Raw genomic sequence first — 15,949 nt, 5'->3', positions numbered from 1 at the left:
ACTTCCAAATGGGGTATGACCACACACGCGGCCGTGACTCGATGCTGCCTAATGACGCAAAAAAGCGCAATCGTGCAGCGATCAGTCATTGGGTGGGCTGAGCAGGAAGTTGCCTTTTGTCAGGTCAGGATCATCCGATTCGATGGTCTGAACCTGCGCCTCGTCCTTGAGGTTGACTCCCGACAGCTGCCGACGACACGCCTCTTTCATCAAGTAAAGCAGGCGATGGGCGGCCATGCCGTAGCTCAGACCCTCCAGGCGTACATTGGAGATGCAGTTGCGGTAGGCATCGGTGAGGCCGACCTTGGGGTTGTAGGTGAAATACAACCCCAGGCTGTCCGGCGAGCTGAGCCCCGGCCGTTCGCCGATCAGAATCACCACCATCTTGGCCCCGAGCAACTGGCCGATTTCATCGGCCACAGCCACGCGACCCTGTTCCACCAGAATCACCGGCGACAAGGACCAGCCTTCAGCCTGGGTCTGTTCCTCCATGCGCGTAAGAAACGGCAGCGTATGTTTATGCACCGCCAGCGCCGACAGGCCATCGGCCACCACCACGGCTAAATCCACCCCACCGGGGTTGGCGTCGGCATAGTCGCGCAGGCTCTGAGCTGATTCATCACTTAACCGTCGGCCTAAATCCGGGCGTTGCAGGTACATGTGCCGGTCTACCGCAGCACTGTGCAGCAACAGGCTGTCACGCCCACGCTCGGCCATTTGGCTGCTCAGGCCCGCATGGTCGAAGGGCAAGTGCACCGCATCGCGCGCCTGGGCGTGGGCAAATTGAAAGTCCAGCTGCGCCTTGGTGGGGATGCTGGTGCCGGTGCGGCCCAGCGCAATACGCGCAGGCGTGAGGCGGCGCAGCTCCAGCCACGGGTTGTCAGGCAGGTCGAGTTGCACAGGCGGCTCCTTCATCCTAATTGCTTCAAGGCGTGGCGAAACGCTGGTGGCAGGCTGTTGCCGAAGTGCACCTTGCCGTCGGCTTGGGTGAATATGCCCATTTTCGCCAGCCACTGTTCAAACTCCGGCGCTGGCTTTAAACCCAATGTTTGCCGGGCGTACAGGGCGTCGTGGAACGAGGTGGTCTGGTAGTTGAGCATGATGTCGTCGGAGCCCGGGATGCCCATGATGAAGTTGATCCCGGCCACGCCCAGCAAGGTCAGCAGGGTGTCCATGTCATCCTGGTCGGCTTCGGCGTGGTTGGTGTAGCAGATATCACAGCCCATCGGTACGCCAAGCAGCTTGCCGCAGAAGTGGTCTTCGAGGCCGGCACGGATGATCTGTTTGCCGTTGTACAGGTACTCCGGGCCGATAAAGCCTACAACTGTGTTGACCAAAAACGGTTTGAAATGCCGTGCCACGGCGTAGGCGCGGGTTTCACAGGTTTGCTGGTCGACGCCAAAATGCGCGTTGGCCGACAAGGCGCTGCCCTGGCCGGTTTCGAAATACATCAGGTTCTGGCCCAAGGTGCCGCGATTCAGGCTCAAACCCGCCTCGTAGCCTTCCTGCAGCACGCTCAGGCTGATGCCGAAACTGGCGTTGGCTGCCTCGGTGCCGGCAATCGACTGAAACACCAGGTCCAGCGGCACGCCACGGTTGATGGCTTCGATGGAGGTGGTCACGTGGGTGAGCACGCAGGCTTGGGTGGGGATTTCGTAGCGCTGGATGATCGCGTCGAGCATCTCCAGCATGGCGCAGATCGAGGCGATGCTGTCGGTGGCCGGGTTGATGCCGATCATGGCGTCGCCGTTGCCGTAGAGCAGGCCGTCGAGAATGCTTGCAGCGATGCCTGCGGGTTCATCCGTCGGGTGGTTGGGTTGCAGGCGGGTCGACAGGCGCCCGCGCAGGCCCATGGTGCCGCGAAACTGGGTGACCACGCGGATCTTCTGCGCCACCAGCACCAAATCCTGCACGCGCATGATTTTGGAGACGGCGGCGGCCATCTCCGGGGTCAGCCCGGGCGCCAAAGCACGCAGGGAATGTTCGTCGGCCGCATCGCTGAGCAGCCAGTCGCGCAGGCCGCCAACGGTGAGGTGGCTGACTGCGCTAAACGCCTGTTTATCGTGGGTGTCGATGATCAGCCGGGTGACTTCGTCGCTTTCGTAGGGGATCAGCACTTCTTCGAGGAAGTGTTTCAACGGGATATTCGCCAGCGCCATTTGCGCCGCGACGCGCTCGCCGTCGTTTTGCGCCGCCACGCCCGCCAGGAAGTCGCCGGAACGCGCCGGGCTGGCCTTGGCCATCACGTCTTTGAGGCTGTCGAAGCGGTAGGTCTGTGTACCTACCGCGTGGGAAAAGCTTGCCATACAGTGTCTCCTTGGCGACGCGGGCTGCTCGTGAGCAAGGCGCCCGCGTCGAGGTTTACGGCTATCAGTGCAAGGCGGCCTCTGCGGCCTGGATCGCCGCGAATTCCTCTTCGGGCGTGCCTGCTACCAAGTGATGCCGGCTGTAGAAAGCAAAGTAAGCAATTAATACTCCATAGATGATCGCAGCGCCAATCACCACCCGTGGATCCACCAGAAAGCCCGCTACCACGGCCACGCAGGCCAGTACCAGCGCGACGCTGGAGGTAAAGATACCGCCCGGCGTGCGGTACGGACGCTCCATTTTGGGGCGACGGATGCGCAAGGTGATGTGCGCGGCCATCATCAGCACGTAGGAAATGGTCGCGCCGAACACCGCCACCAGAATCAGCAAGTCTCCCTGGCCGGTCAGCGACAGGCCAAAACCGATGATGCCCGGGATCACCAATGCCAGCACCGGTGCCTTGCTTTTATTGGTCTGCGACAGCTTGCGCGGCAGGTAGCCGGCGCGGGACAAAGCAAAGATCTGCCGCGAATAGGCGTAGATAATCGAGAAAAAGCTCGCGATCAGCCCGGCCAGGCCGACCAGGTTGACGAAGCTGCCCATCCAGGTCGAGCCGCCGTACGACAAGGCCAGCGCTTCGACCAGCGGGTTACCGGATTTGATCAGCGCATAGGTGCCGGCGCCGCCTGGCGCAATCACCAGAATCAACAGGGCAAAGCTGGTCAGCACCACAATGGCGCCGATTAAGCCACGCGGCAGGTCACGCTTGGGGTTCTTGGTTTCTTCGGCGGCCAGGGGCACGCCTTCGACGGCGAGGAAAAACCAGATCGCGTAGGGAATCGCCGCCCACACACCGACATAACCGAACGGCAGGAAGGTGCTGGCGCCCTTGGCCTCGGTCACCGGGATATCGAGCAAGTTGGCGACGTTGAAGTGCGGCACCATCGACACCAGGAACACGCCCAAGGCAATCGCTGCGATGGCGGTGATCACAAACATCAGCTTCAGGGCTTCACCCACGCCAAAGATGTGGATGCCGATAAAGATGATGTAGAACGCCAGGTAAATCATCCAGCCGCCGATGCCGAACAACGACTCGCAGTAGGCGCCGATAAACACCGCGATGGCGGCGGGGGCGATGGCGTATTCGATAAGGATGGCGGTGCCGGTGAGGAACCCGCCCCAAGGGCCGAAGGCGCTGCGGGCAAAGCCATAGCCACCGCCGGCGGTAGGAATCATGGAAGACAGTTCGGCCAGGGAGAAACACATGCACAGGTACATGGTGGCCATCAGTAAGGTGGCGAGGAACATACCGCCCCAGCCGCCCTGGGCCAGGCCGAAGTTCCAACCGGCGTAGTCGCCGGAGATCACGTAGGCAACGCCAAGGCCGACCAGCAGCACCCAGCCGGCGGCGCCTTTTTTCAGTTCGCGTTGTTGGAAATAGTCGGTGCCGACTTTTTCGAAGTCGACGGAAGAGCCAGTGGGTTCGCTAGGCATGGGAAAGTACCGTCCGTTGTTATTATTGTGTGTAGCAAGCGAGATTATTCCCACGCTCTGCGTGGGAATGCATCCCGTGACGCTCTGCGTCACCTTGCACCGGCTTGAGCCTTGTGCAGACATCGGGACGCGGAGCGTCCCAGGCGGCATTCCCACGCAGAGCGTGGGAACGATCGGGAGGGTTAGAAAAAGCCCAACGGATTAATGTCGTAGCTCACCAGCAGGTTCTTGGTCTGCTGGTAGTGATCCAACATCATCTTGTGGGTCTCACGGCCCACGCCGGACTTCTTGTAGCCACCAAACGCGGCATGCGCCGGGTACAGGTGGTAGCAGTTGGTCCACACACGGCCCGCCTTGATCGCGCGGCCCATGCGGTAGGCGCGGTTGATGTCGCGGGTCCACACGCCTGCGCCGAGGCCGAACTCGGTGTCGTTGGCAATCGCCAGGGCTTCGGCTTCGTCCTTGAAGGTGGTGATGCTCACCACTGGGCCGAAGATTTCTTCCTGGAACACGCGCATCTCATTGGTACCCTTGAGCAGGGTCGGCTGGATGTAATAACCACCGGCCATGTCGCCCGTCAGCTGCTCGACCTTACCGCCGGTAAGCAGTTGCGCGCCTTCGCCCTTGGCGATTTCCAGGTAGGACAGGATCTTGTCGAACTGCTGCTCGGACGCCTGGGCACCGACCATGGTGTCGGTGTCCAGCGGGTCGCCGCGTTTGATCTGCTCGATCTTCTTCATCACCACTTTCATGAAGTCGTCATAGATCGACTCTTCCACCAGTGCGCGGGAAGGGCAGGTGCACACTTCGCCCTGGTTGAAGAACGCCAGCACCAGGCCTTCGGCGGCTTTTTCGATAAACGAAGGTTCGGCTTTCATGATGTCGGCAAAGAAGATGTTCGGCGACTTGCCGCCCAGCTCGACCGTCGACGGAATAATGTTTTCGGCCGCCGCGTGCATGATGTGCGAGCCCACCGGCGTGGAACCGGTGAAGGCGATCTTGGCGATACGCTTGCTGGTGGCCAGGGCTTCGCCCGCTTCTTTACCGAAGCCGTGCACCACGTTCAGCACGCCCGGCGGCAGCAGGTCGCCGATCAACTCCATTAGCACGTTGATGCCCAGCGGGGTTTGCTCGGCGGGTTTGAGCACCACGCAGTTACCGGCGGCCAGGGCCGGTGCGAGTTTCCACGCAGCCATCAGCAGCGGGAAGTTCCACGGGATGATCTGGCCAACCACCCCCAGCGGCTCGTGGAAGTGGTAGGAAGCGGTGAGTTCGTTGATCTCGGCGCTGGTGCCTTCCTGGGCGCGGATGCAACCGGCGAAGTAGCGGAAGTGGTCGGCGGCCAGCGGGATGTCGGCGTTGAGGGTTTCACGCACGGCCTTGCCGTTGTCCCAGGTCTCGGTGATGGCCAGCAGTTCGAGGTTTTGTTCGATACGGTCGGCGATTTTCAGCAGCACCAGCGAACGGTCCTGAGCCGAGGTCTTGCCCCAGGCGTCAGCGGCGGCGTGGGCGGCATCCAGTGCCTTGTCGATGTCTTTGGCGGTGGAGCGCGGGAATTCGGCGATAGGCTTGCCGTTGACCGGCGAGGTGTTGGTGAAATAGTTGCCGTCCACCGGCGCAACGAATTCGCCGCCGATGAAGTTGCCGTACTTGGCTTTGAAGGACACGATCGAGCCTTCAGTACCGGGATGTGCGTAACGCATGGTGGTTATCTCCTGCTTTTATGTTTATTGGAGTACAGCGATATTGCGCTTGATAAAGCGTAGAGCAAAGGACGGGCCACCGCTGTGCACGCCAGGTAAATCAAGGGCTTGGGCTTTGTTGCAAGGCGTTGCTGTGACAGGCTTGGTACAGGTGGAGTGACAGTTTGTGCCATAAACGGTACAGCCTCTGACGAGTGGGTTGACGCACGATTGCAATGGGCGGATGGCTGGGGGATGCTGGCCGTTCTCACGCAGGGAGAATAATAAGAACATGCATAACGATCATTTCAGTCGCCATGCCCAGCAAGTCCTGACCGTCACCCGTGGGCAAGATCCCGGCCACGGCCCCGGCAGCGACCCGTCCATCGCCCGCTCCTGGCTGCGCTGCCTGGAGGATTATCACCTCGACCCCGCGCTGACCATGGCCCCCACAGTGCTGGAGCACGGGCGCCTGCTGGAAAGCCGCGAGCGTATGCAGCAAGTGCTGCACATTGCCGGCAGCGAGATGAACAACCTGCATCAACAGCTCTCCGGCGCCGGGCATGCGGTGCTGCTCACCGATGCGCGTGGGGTGATCCTCAACTGCGTTACCGCGCCGGCCGAGCGCCAGGTTTTCGAGCGCGCCGGGCTGTGGCTGGGCGCCGACTGGAGCGAGGCCTGTGAAGGCACCAACGGCATCGGCACCTGCCTGGTGGAGCGCCAGTCGCTGACCATTCACCGTGATGAGCATTTTCGCGGCCGCCACACCGGCCTGACCTGCTCAGCGAGCCCGGTGTTCGATCCCTACGGCGAATTGCTGGCTGTGCTGGACGTGTCATCGGCGCGTGAGGCGGTGTCGCGTCAAAGCCAGTTCCACACCATGGCGCTGGTGAACCTGTCGGCCAAGATGATCGAAAGTTGTTACTTCCTGCGCCATTTTGAAAAGCATTGGCTGCTGCGCTTTCACTTGCAGGCGGAGTCCGTGGGGTTGTTCAGCGAAGGGTTGCTGGCGTTCGACGGTGAAGGGCGTATCTGCGCGCTCAACCAGAGTGCGCTGAACCTGCTGGGGCAAGCGCGTGGCGGTTTGCTGGGGCAGCCGGTGGAGGCGTTTTTCGAATGCTCGCTGGACCAGTTGCTCGGCCGCGCCAGTGCCAATGCCACCGCTAGTTGGCCGTTGCGTACGCGCGATGGTCGCAAGCTATTTGCCGCGTTGCGCGGGCAGCCACTCAGTGTGCCGGCTCCAATGGCCAAGCCCGAGGCACCACGGTTACCCGGAATCTGCTTGGGTGATGCAGCCCTGCAAAGTGATTTTCGCAAGGCGCTGAAGGTATTTGAGCGCGACGTACCGTTGCTGATCCGCGGCGAGACCGGTTGCGGCAAAGAGGCCTTCGCCAAGGCCGTGCATCAGGCCAGCCTGCGTACCAGCAAGCCTTTCGTCGCCCTCAATTGTGCTGCCATACCCGAAAACCTGATTGAGAGCGAATTGTTCGGCTATCGCGGTGGCAGTTTTACCGGGGCCCTTAAAGAAGGCATGCGCGGCAAACTGCAACAGGCCGATGGCGGAACCTTGTTTCTCGATGAGATCGGCGATATGCCCTTCGCTCTGCAAACCCGCCTTTTAAGGGTGTTGGAAGATCGCATCGTGGTGCCTATCGGTGGGGCTGCGCAGGCGGTGGACGTACGAATCATCAGTGCTACCCATCGTGACTTGATTGAGCGAGTCCGGGCGGGCAGTTTTCGCGAGGACTTGTATTACCGACTCAATGGTTTGGAGGTCGCGCTGCCAGCACTGCGTGACCGCACCGACAAGGCTCAATTGCTGGATTTTATACTGGGCCAGGAGTCTGAAGGGCAGCCTGTCAACCTGGACATGGCGGCACGGGAGGCGCTGCTCGCTTACGCCTGGCCGGGTAATGTGCGGCAATTACGCATGGTATTGCGCACGCTGGTGGCGTTGGCTGAGAACGGGCGTGTTGTAGAAGCTGATTTACCTGTGAACGTGCGCCTGCCGAGCCCTGCGCCCTGTATGCCTGCGAATACTTCGCCTTTGGAGGAGGCCGAGCGAAAAACCCTGTTGAGTGCTCTTGAACAGCACCGTTGGCATATTACCCGTACCGCAGAGCAGTTGGCCGTCAGCCGTAATACGCTATACCGAAAGTTGCGCAAGTATGGAGTGGTGGCGTCCAAGCGAAACGATGAGTGAGTGTGTAAGGATATTTTCAAAGATCGGGCTTCGTTAATAGGCAGGTTCTATTGCGCTGTTAGTTATATTCAATCGATATGGTTGGGGTGTGGCTATTTGTTTTGGAACTTTATTGAGTGGTGGCGCCACTTAATGTTTGAGAGCCGGGTGAACCACTCTTCAATGTCAAGCGCTGCCTGATTGGTTTGCTGATCTGGTGGTCTGCGTTCATGTTATAGGGATTTAAAACGGCTCGCCAGTTTTGGCCGTGGAAATGATTGACTCTGAAGGTTGGCGCTTATTAAACGGGCGTTAAACTTGACCGGTTTTACGCAGTCGTGATTCGCACTGTTAATTCAAGTGTGTTGGGAACTGTTAATCAAATCGTGAAAAAGAGATAACTATGACTGTGCACAGTGCAAATGTTTTGCCCTTTGGCGCGCCAAAGAATAATTTTCCTCAACCAAACCTCCACGCGAACAGTGCCCCATCCTCGATAAGTGAAAACGCTGCGCCGGAAGGCACTGAGGCGTCCCGAAAGGCGGCCGATGCGCGTGTCGAGCAAGATTATTTGAAGCAAGCTTCAGCCGGCTCGCGCGTGTCGGTTCCGCCAGAATCGACCCTGGGGCGCTGGGTGACAGCACTGAAGTCTGTGATCCGTTCTTCTGCGTTCAAGCAACTGGAAGACAGATTTGGTGGGCAGGGCGCGTTTACTCACATTGATCACTCCAAAGGTGAAGTTTGGTTTGACGGCGGGCGCAAAAAACTAAATAAAGACTCCCCGGAGCTCAACGATGTTCCGGGCGCTAAAGCGTTGTTTGATAACTTGATGGTGATCGCTAAAAAATTGGCGCCTTTTGAAACGTTGCACCGTCGAGATATTTATGATTTCGTTGAGTCATCGCACACTGCGAACACAGTTGCTTCAAGCGTTGTTGGTCAATTTATTTCTGGCCCCAGTCCGAATGCGTTGTCCGACCATCAGGTGCCTGTCGATATTTTAAGGAAAACGGGCGAAGCCGAAACGCAGCATAACGTGGTCGCCGCTTTGAAAAAACAGATTGAGGCGCCCGGCACCAAGCCGGGGCTGGAATCCATTACCGTAGAGATCGCACCGTACTCCGTCTTTTGGCGCGAAGAACAACCGCAGCCTGTCACGATGAACCTCAAGCAATTAATGACCCGTTACGGTTTGGAAGTGCCAACCACACTGGAAGCACTCGCCAATTTGGAGTGCGTGTTGTTCGCGCCACGCTTAAGTGCGCCCAGTGCAGGTGATTATGGTGGGTTGCATACTAAGAGTGTGCCACTGAGCGAGGACGCGCAGAAAAAGATAAGCGAAACCGTCAGTGCCTGGAAGTCTCTTCAAACTCAGGTTCCGCTGAACGAAGGAGGGATGTCTCCCAGTCTTTTCGATTATTTGAGTCGCGCCGTTCCAGCGTCTAAGAGCGCGTTGGCCGAAACAGATCCAGAGGCGTTTCTAAAAGCCTTGATAGACACCCCTCAAGCCCGTGAATTGGGTAAGCAACTGCAGGAAGCAATTGGCGCTTTGCCCACCTCTACCAGTGCCCAGGAAGCATTGCTCACGGCGTTGGGGCTAGAAGCCAACCGGGGAGCAGCGGTGACGGATCGCAATAATTTAGCCGGATATAACTTGCGTCAAGAAGACAACGTAGGGCGTATGCCAGCTGAGATCGTCAAGCGTTTTGAAGCACATATGGAAAGTATCGTCGGCCCTAAGATGGCGAAGGTAGCCGCGTTTCAATTGATGAGTATGTGGGCTGCGGAGTTTACGGTCAAAGAGGTGCCACCCTCAGTGAGTTTTGGCTCCCCGCAATGGCTAATGTTCAGCGGTGAAGTATTTTACCGTGAACAGCGCGCCCCAGGATCGTCGGTAGGCAAGCGCTATGATCAAATCAGGGAACAAGGGCAGTTGCAGCCGGTGACACTGGAGCAAGAGTATCAGGCGAAAGCGGCGGCCGTGCAGGCAGTGATCGACTGGGGTATAGCCACAAACATTATCAAGGAAAATAGCGAGGGCTATAGCGAGGAAACCATCGCGAGTGTAACGGCTGCCATGGAAAAACAAGCCAAACGCCTGGCCGGTACTCTGGAAGGTATTCTAGCGCCACTGCCGACTCGCCAAGAGTTGGCGTTGCCAGAATTAAAACGAGTGTACGGTGAAGAAAACGCAGACCTGTTTGACAAAAAAATATTCTCCCGTCGCGTTGGGCTGATTACGCATAGCGCTTCCCTGTTGGATCTTTTTATGTCCGGCAAACTTTACCCCGGGCACACATGGCGGTCTAATGATTCACGCCTTTCTGATAAGGTTGTTCGTGAAGGCATTAATAAATTGCCTAATATCAAGAAGGATTTTGTTGGGGTCTTTGACGCGTACGCCGACAGCTTCAGCAAAGCGGCGGGTGAGATGTTTCTACATCAACTATCACAGCTGCGGAGTGAAGATCGCAAGCGCTTTGAGTTTGGTGCAGTGGAAATTCATCATTTGAGCCAATCGAAAGATTCGAATTTCCCTAAAGACAGTGAGAGTAGTGCGTTATTTGATCTGTTCGGAGTGGGTTCGTTTCTTATTAAAACGACATTGAACGGTGAAGCGGTTGAGTATGTTTACTCACCGCAGTTAGGAAGAATTATCAAGAATGGCGATCCTCTGCCGGGTGTTTCTGAAACGTGGACTATAAAGCGCAGTCATCGCGCTCCTTTTTTCAGTTTGAATGTTGGGGGGCAGCGACACGTCATAAAAACGATCTGGCATACAGTAGGTGCAGATGAACGCCCAGAGCCACATATTTTAGCGCCGGGGAACACTCCGACGGATAGGTTCAGTACTTTTGCAGGGAAGATAAGTTATCTTTATAAAGAGGCTGTAAGCAAATTAAAAGACGCGGCCAATGGCATGACCGATACTGAAAAAAGTAGTGCTCGAAATAAAGTGGCCATGAGCTTCTTGTTGAGCCTCCTTCCCTTTCACGACCTTGTGAGCAATATTATCAAGGGCGATAAACATGAGGCAGTCATCAGCGGGGTTTTTGACTTTATCGGCTTATTTAATCCTGCTGCTAAAGGCGGCTTCAAAGCTGTTACAGTCGGCGCCAAAGGGGTGAGTTCAGCCTTGACCTTTTTCAAAGGGGCTGCCAAGTCAGGGGGCAAGGCTGCTATCCCTTTTAAGGGTTTTTATGATTCCGGGAAGGGTTTATTCAAACTGGGCAATACTGCTTTGAAAGCGGCGCCTCCTGTTAACTTGACCTCGTTTACCGAGAGACTTCACCTGCGTGGGCGTAGTTGGGATATCCCGCACGGTGCCAACACTCAGACCATCGCCGATGGCACTTATCGGCCGCTGAGTAACAGTGGTAGCGACGTTCCCGTCGTTGCGGCGCAACGAGGCAATAACTGGTATGCGTTTGATGTCGAAACACTGCAGCCCTATGGCCCTGCGTTGAAAGACTTCACGCCTATCACTGTGAAAGAGTTGGGTAATCTTCGCTATGACACGGCTACTTCAGCAAAGGACAGTGATGGTGTTATTGAGGCAATAGGCAATTATGCGAACGCTTCATCGGCTCCGACACCGCCCCCGCAGCCTTCTTGACTGCAGGCGGCCCGGTAGGTGTTGGTTAGACAACCCACGCTGCAGGAGGGTGATGATCATTAAGGCGCTTCTTTTGATCGTCACCGCAGGAGGGGATAAGTTTAAACAGTCAGTCCAACCGCGTTTGCACACTTGGAGACGTCTCAAATAAACGCTGCGCCCGCTACGCTGCCCTCGTAGACCAGCACTGGGTATGCCTCCAGAAAGGTCAGCCTGGCAGCGCTGCGGGTGGCTTTTCTTGGTTAGGTAGCGTGCCTGCTGCTATTAATCCATTGGTTACCCTGCCTACGCCAGATTTACAGCCATCGTCTGACGTGAACGTGACCACGCGAAGTGCAGCGACCACCCTAAAGTGAGCGCCAGTGTCGTACGCCTTGCAGTGGGTTGCTCTTACGGAACCACTCATAAGTCATTGCCCACTCAATCAAGGCAACTGATTACGTTGGTTTCATATAATAACAATCATTCGGGTGAACACGATGAACATCACCACTTCAATCATTCCTCTCATACCCCAAGTACCTGTATTGGATAACACGGCTCCTGCGCAGCCCGAACGGTATAAAGGTGATCTCGACCATTTCCCTTTAGCGCAGAAAGAGTTAGGGGTTAAAAGCCTGAACTTTCTTTTCAAGGGCTGGCGTGGAGGACGGACGCCGCACATACCCACGCCGCCACCAGTACCACCGCGCCCGCCATTGCCGCCTAAACCTGCACCAAAACCCGTCGCGCCCAAACCCGGACCTGCACCCAAGCCTGCGGGTGGCGGCTTTAAAGACGCCGGAAAAACCGTCATCCATGCCAATAAAATAACGGCCAGTGACGAGCTGATGATGGCGAATCTACGCAAGCAGGCACCGGTGAGTGTCGCCGAGGCCGCTAAACGAGTGTTAGACGCAGATAGACTGGTGAAGGCGGGTGTGATTGATACCGGGCCAAGTGCCCTGCGCGTGGCCCGTGATGCGGCTATCAGCGCCGGCATTACCGGGATGGTCAGCGCGCCGATCAACGTAGCAGCCTATGCTGGCTCCGTGGCCACCGGCGAGCGAATAAAGTCTTCGTACGCCCCTGGTGTATTGCCGCCACCGTTTTTGCCGGGCGCCACCGTTGCGCCCAAGAATGGCGCCCCTGTCGAGCCAATTGATGCGACACCAGCCCCTACGGATACGATCGGCCCGCGCCTGGATGACTTCGAGACGAAACTGCTGGGTATGGCCTCTACCGTCATGATTCTGTTGGGCGAGACCGACCGCGTATATACCAAGGATGAACGTTGGCCAACCGATGAAGCCGGGCGCTTGAGTAACCTGGAAAAGTTACTCGGGTTCTCTGAACAACACTTGAAAAAAGCCACTCGGCGCAATGGCATCAATTTTAAACCCTATAGACCCGGCGAACCCATACCTGCCGATACAAAAGGGCGTCTTGACCTGATTGAAAAGAAGTTCCAACGCATGCTTGAGTCTTATGAAAACCTGCGTCTGCTCGCCGCAATGAAAGCCAGCCAGCGCGAAACTGAAACAACCACCACCGCCTGACGGCAGGCACCTGCGAGCGAAGTGCCTGGCGCATTTCGCTCGCGCTGCATCCGTTTAAAAGGTGCGATTTCCTACTCCCTGCGCTAACCTGCCTCGATGTTTACGAGGTCAACTATGCACATTCATATTCTGGGTATCTGCGGCACATTCATGGGCTCGATGGCGGTTCTGGCCAAAGAGTTGGGCCATCACGTCACCGGCTCCGACGCCAACGTTTATCCGCCCATGAGCACGCAGCTTCAGGCCCAGGGTATTGAGCTGACCCAAGGTTATGACCCCGCGCAATTCGACCCGGTCCCGGATCTGGTGGTGATCGGCAACGCCATGTCCCGTGGTAACCCGGCGGTCGAATATGTACTCAACAAGGGCCTGCCCTATGTCTCCGGCCCGCAATGGCTGGCCGACCATGTGCTGCAAGGCCGCTGGGTGCTTGCTGTGGCGGGCACCCATGGCAAGACCACCACCAGCAGCATGCTGGCCTGGGTGCTGGAGCACGCGGGCATGAGCCCGGGCTTCCTGATCGGCGGTGTGCCGCAGAATTTCTCGGTGTCGGCGCGCCTGGGCGACACGCCATTTTTTGTGATTGAGGCCGATGAGTACGACAGCGCCTTCTTCGACAAACGCTCCAAATTCGTCCACTACCGCCCGCGCACGGCGATCCTCAATAACCTTGAGTTCGATCACGCGGACATCTTTCCTGATCTGGCTGCCATCGAGCGCCAGTTCCACCACTTGGTGCGCACCATCCCGAGTGAAGGCCTGGTGATTCATCCGACTACCGAGCCGGCCTTGAAGCGCGTGATCGACATGGGCTGCTGGACGCCGGTGCAAACCACCGGCGCGGGCGGGCAGTGGCAAGTCAACTTGCTCAGCGAAGACGGCTCGCGCTTTGAAGTGCTGTTCGAAGGCGAGGCCCAAGGCGTCGTCGACTGGGACATGACCGGTCAGCATAACGTCGCCAATGCCCTGGTCACCCTGGCAGCCGCGCGGCATGTGGGCGTGGTGCCGTCCATGGGCATCGCTGCCTTGAGCGCATTCAAGAGCGTGAAACGCCGCATGGAAAAAGTCGCTGAGGTAAATGGTATTACCATCTACGACGACTTTGCTCACCACCCAACGGCCATTGCCACCACACTGGATGGCCTGCGCAAGCGCGTCGGGGATGCCAATATCATTGCCATTATTGAGCCGCGCTCCAATTCCATGAAGCTTGGCGCGCACCGCGATGGTTTACCGGAAAGCGTCAACGACGCCGACCAGGTGGTCTGGTACGCGCCGACTAACCTCGGCTGGGATCTGCCGGCGATTGCGGCGCTGTGCACGGTGCCCTCGATCGTGTGTGATTCTATTGACGCGATCATTGAACACGTCAAACACCAAGCCAAGCCCGGCACCCATGTGGTGGTCATGAGCAACGGCGGCTTCGGCGGCCTGCACGGCAAACTGGCCGAGGCGTTGAAGTGAGCGGCCCGGAACGCGTTACCCTGGCGATGACCGGTGCCTCCGGTGCGCCGTATGGCCTGCGCCTGCTGGATTGCCTGGTGCGCGAAGACCGCGAGGTGCATTTTTTGATCTCCAAGGCCGCGCAACTGGTGCTGGCCACCGAAACGGATGTGCAACTGCCGCCCAAAGTGCAGATGATGCAAGCCTTCCTTACCGAGTACACCGGTGCGGCGGCGGGGCAGATCAAGGTTTACGCTAAAGAGGACTGGATGTCGCCGGTGGCGTCCGGCTCCGGTGCGCCGGCGGCGATGGTGGTGGTGCCGTGCTCCACCGGCACCTTGTCGGCCATCGCCACGGGCGCTTGCAACAACCTGATCGAACGTGCGGCGGACGTGACTTTAAAGGAGCGCCGCCAGTTGATCCTGGTGCCGCGCGAGGCGCCGTATTCGAGCATTCACCTGGAGCACATGCTCAAGTTGTCGAACATGGGCGTGACCATCTTGCCGGCCTCGCCGGGTTTTTATCACCAGCCGCAAACCATTGATGACCTGGTGGACTTTGTGGTGGCGCGCATCCTCAACCTGCTGAACATTCCCCAGGACATGCTGCCGCGTTGGGGCGAACATCATTTGAGCAGTGATGAATAAGGCGCTGCTGGTGGTGCTGGCGCTGCAGCTGACGGGCTGCGCCACGGCGCGCACGCTGGATGCCGCGCAACCTGGGGCGCCGGTGGTGTATGCCGGCGCACGGCTGGATTTGTATGCGATCAACGGCGGCTGTTGCGCCAAGGACCGCTTTGGCGCTGAGGCGCCGAGCTATCCACATGTGGACCTGCCGGCCAGTGCATTGCTCGATACCTTGTTGTTGCCGTTGTCGGTATTGACGGTGTTGGGCGTGGGGTTTAACGCAACCGGCGGGCTTTAACCCCCGATCGCTCCCACGCTCTGCGTGGGAGCGAATCTTGTGACGCTCTGCGTCACGACCCTCAAGAGCGGACGCGGAGCGTCCCAGGCGGCATTCCCACGCAGAGCGTGGGAACGATCATTTGCCGAGCTTGCGCAACTCATCCGACTCCACCACCCGCACGCCATCTTGCTCTTCCAGCGCCAGGCGCCACATGGCGCGGGCTAGTTCGCAGACTTCGATACCGTGGTACTTGCCCGGAATCAACCGCGACAGCGGCCCGGCGATCTTCTCGGCCAGGCGCGTTTCCAAACGTTCCCCCAGCAGCAACGAAGGCCGCACGATGGTCAGTTGCGGCCAGTCCTGGGCTTTGAGCGCCTGTTCCATTTCGCCTTTGACGCGGTTGTAGAAAATCGAGGATTTCGGGTCGGCGCCAATTGCGCTGATCACGATCAAGTGCCGCGCGCCCATCTCCCGTGCGCGCTTGGCGAAGGCCACCACCATGTCCAGGTCGACCGCGCGGAAGGCTTCTTCTGAGCCAGCTTTTTTAATCGTGGTGCCCAGGCAGCAGAAGGCGATATCCACCTGGCCGCTCAGTTGCGGCAGGAACACCGCTGGGTCGCCCACCGGGTTTTCCAGGTGCGGATGTTCGGCCAGTGGCTTGCGGCTAGGTGCCAGTACGCGGGTCACCGTGGGTTCGTTGAGCAAGCGGTCGAGCAGGTGTTCACCGGTGAGGCCGGAGGCGCCGGCGAGCAAGATATGCTGAGGTGTCAGGTACATG

11 protein-coding genes are annotated in these 15,949 nt (G+C 58.2%); 6 read left to right on the top strand and 5 right to left on the bottom strand.

Annotated elements, in window-relative coordinates; translation table 11 throughout:
• Window positions 1–81 precede the first annotated feature (81 nt).
• The 4 genes from eutC to K0H48_RS23795 form a co-directional block, all read right to left on the bottom strand.
• Window positions 82–915, bottom strand: coding sequence for an ethanolamine ammonia-lyase subunit EutC (eutC, locus tag K0H48_RS23810; RefSeq protein WP_219269426.1), 834 nt, complete (start codon window positions 913–915; stop codon window positions 82–84).
• Window positions 912–2,306 (bottom strand): ethanolamine ammonia-lyase subunit EutB, encoded by a 1,395-nt coding sequence (locus K0H48_RS23805; protein WP_177033929.1) that lies wholly within the window; start codon window positions 2,304–2,306, stop codon window positions 912–914. Before K0H48_RS23805 ends, eutC begins: the two co-directional genes overlap by 4 nt.
• A gap of 64 nt (window positions 2,307–2,370) precedes the next feature.
• Complete coding sequence (gene eat, locus K0H48_RS23800) at window positions 2,371–3,804, bottom strand: ethanolamine permease (RefSeq protein ID WP_219269425.1); 1,434 nt, start codon at window positions 3,802–3,804, stop codon at window positions 2,371–2,373.
• A gap of 182 nt (window positions 3,805–3,986) precedes the next feature.
• Window positions 3,987–5,507, bottom strand: a complete 1,521-nt coding sequence (locus K0H48_RS23795) for an aldehyde dehydrogenase family protein (protein ID WP_056861948.1) — start codon at window positions 5,505–5,507, stop codon at window positions 3,987–3,989.
• Between the two features lie 271 nt (window positions 5,508–5,778).
• Here K0H48_RS23795 and K0H48_RS23790 point away from each other — a divergent pair, with 271 nt between their 5' ends.
• The 6 genes from K0H48_RS23790 (at window position 5,779) to K0H48_RS23765 (ending at window position 15,189) form a co-directional block, all read left to right on the top strand.
• Window positions 5,779–7,689 (top strand): sigma-54-dependent Fis family transcriptional regulator, encoded by a 1,911-nt coding sequence (locus K0H48_RS23790; RefSeq protein WP_219269424.1) that lies wholly within the window; start codon window positions 5,779–5,781, stop codon window positions 7,687–7,689.
• 382 nt (window positions 7,690–8,071) lie between these two features.
• Window positions 8,072–11,284 carry a hypothetical protein gene (locus tag K0H48_RS23785; protein WP_219269423.1) on the top strand — a complete coding sequence of 1,071 codons (3,213 nt, stop codon included), beginning with the start codon at window positions 8,072–8,074 and terminating at the stop codon, window positions 11,282–11,284.
• Between the two features lie 479 nt (window positions 11,285–11,763).
• On the top strand, window positions 11,764–12,822 hold the full coding sequence (locus tag K0H48_RS23780) for a hypothetical protein (protein WP_257627098.1): 1,059 nt from the start codon (window positions 11,764–11,766) through the stop codon (window positions 12,820–12,822).
• Between the two features lie 114 nt (window positions 12,823–12,936).
• The gene (gene mpl, locus K0H48_RS23775; protein ID WP_219269422.1) at window positions 12,937–14,286 is read left to right on the top strand and encodes a UDP-N-acetylmuramate:L-alanyl-gamma-D-glutamyl-meso-diaminopimelate ligase; all 1,350 of its coding nucleotides are present in this window, start codon (window positions 12,937–12,939) and stop codon (window positions 14,284–14,286) included.
• A complete protein-coding gene (gene ubiX, locus K0H48_RS23770) occupies window positions 14,283–14,912 on the top strand; it encodes a flavin prenyltransferase UbiX (RefSeq protein WP_138813688.1) in 630 nt (209 codons plus the stop codon). Before mpl ends, ubiX begins: the two co-directional genes overlap by 4 nt.
• Complete coding sequence (locus K0H48_RS23765; protein ID WP_219269421.1) at window positions 14,905–15,189, top strand: YceK/YidQ family lipoprotein; 285 nt, start codon at window positions 14,905–14,907, stop codon at window positions 15,187–15,189. The genes ubiX and K0H48_RS23765 overlap by 8 nt, the downstream gene beginning before the upstream one ends.
• Window positions 15,190–15,306: 117 nt before the next feature.
• Here the strand turns inward: K0H48_RS23765 and K0H48_RS23760 are convergent, their stop codons facing one another.
• Window positions 15,307–15,948: an oxidoreductase gene (locus K0H48_RS23760; protein WP_056861956.1), complete on the bottom strand. Its 642-nt coding sequence runs from the start codon at window positions 15,946–15,948 to the stop codon at window positions 15,307–15,309.
• Between the last annotated feature and the right edge of the window lies 1 nt (window position 15,949).

This window comes from Pseudomonas sp. Xaverov 259 (genome assembly GCF_019352915.1).
GTDB lineage: Bacteria > Pseudomonadota > Gammaproteobacteria > Pseudomonadales > Pseudomonadaceae > Aquipseudomonas.
The sequence above is the reverse complement of the archived record's forward strand: the minus strand, read 5'-3'. Positions and strand labels throughout refer to the sequence as shown.

Excerpts from the sequence above, each read along its gene's own strand:
- mpl (WP_219269422.1), top strand. The coding sequence starts at position 12,937 with ATGCACATTCATATTCTGGGTATCTGCGGCACATTCATGGGCTCGATG.
- K0H48_RS23765 (WP_219269421.1), top strand. The coding sequence starts at position 14,905 with ATGAATAAGGCGCTGCTGGTGGTGCTGGCGCTGCAGCTGACGGGCTGC.
- K0H48_RS23805 (WP_177033929.1), bottom strand. The coding sequence starts at position 2,306 with ATGGCAAGCTTTTCCCACGCGGTAGGTACACAGACCTACCGCTTCGAC.
- eat (WP_219269425.1), bottom strand. The coding sequence starts at position 3,804 with ATGCCTAGCGAACCCACTGGCTCTTCCGTCGACTTCGAAAAAGTCGGC.
- K0H48_RS23790 (WP_219269424.1), top strand. The coding sequence starts at position 5,779 with ATGCATAACGATCATTTCAGTCGCCATGCCCAGCAAGTCCTGACCGTC.
- K0H48_RS23760 (WP_056861956.1), bottom strand. The coding sequence starts at position 15,948 with ATGTACCTGACACCTCAGCATATCTTGCTCGCCGGCGCCTCCGGCCTC.
- K0H48_RS23785 (WP_219269423.1), top strand. The coding sequence starts at position 8,072 with ATGACTGTGCACAGTGCAAATGTTTTGCCCTTTGGCGCGCCAAAGAAT.
- eutC (WP_219269426.1), bottom strand. The coding sequence starts at position 915 with ATGAAGGAGCCGCCTGTGCAACTCGACCTGCCTGACAACCCGTGGCTG.
- K0H48_RS23780 (WP_257627098.1), top strand. The coding sequence starts at position 11,764 with ATGAACATCACCACTTCAATCATTCCTCTCATACCCCAAGTACCTGTA.
- K0H48_RS23795 (WP_056861948.1), bottom strand. The coding sequence starts at position 5,507 with ATGCGTTACGCACATCCCGGTACTGAAGGCTCGATCGTGTCCTTCAAA.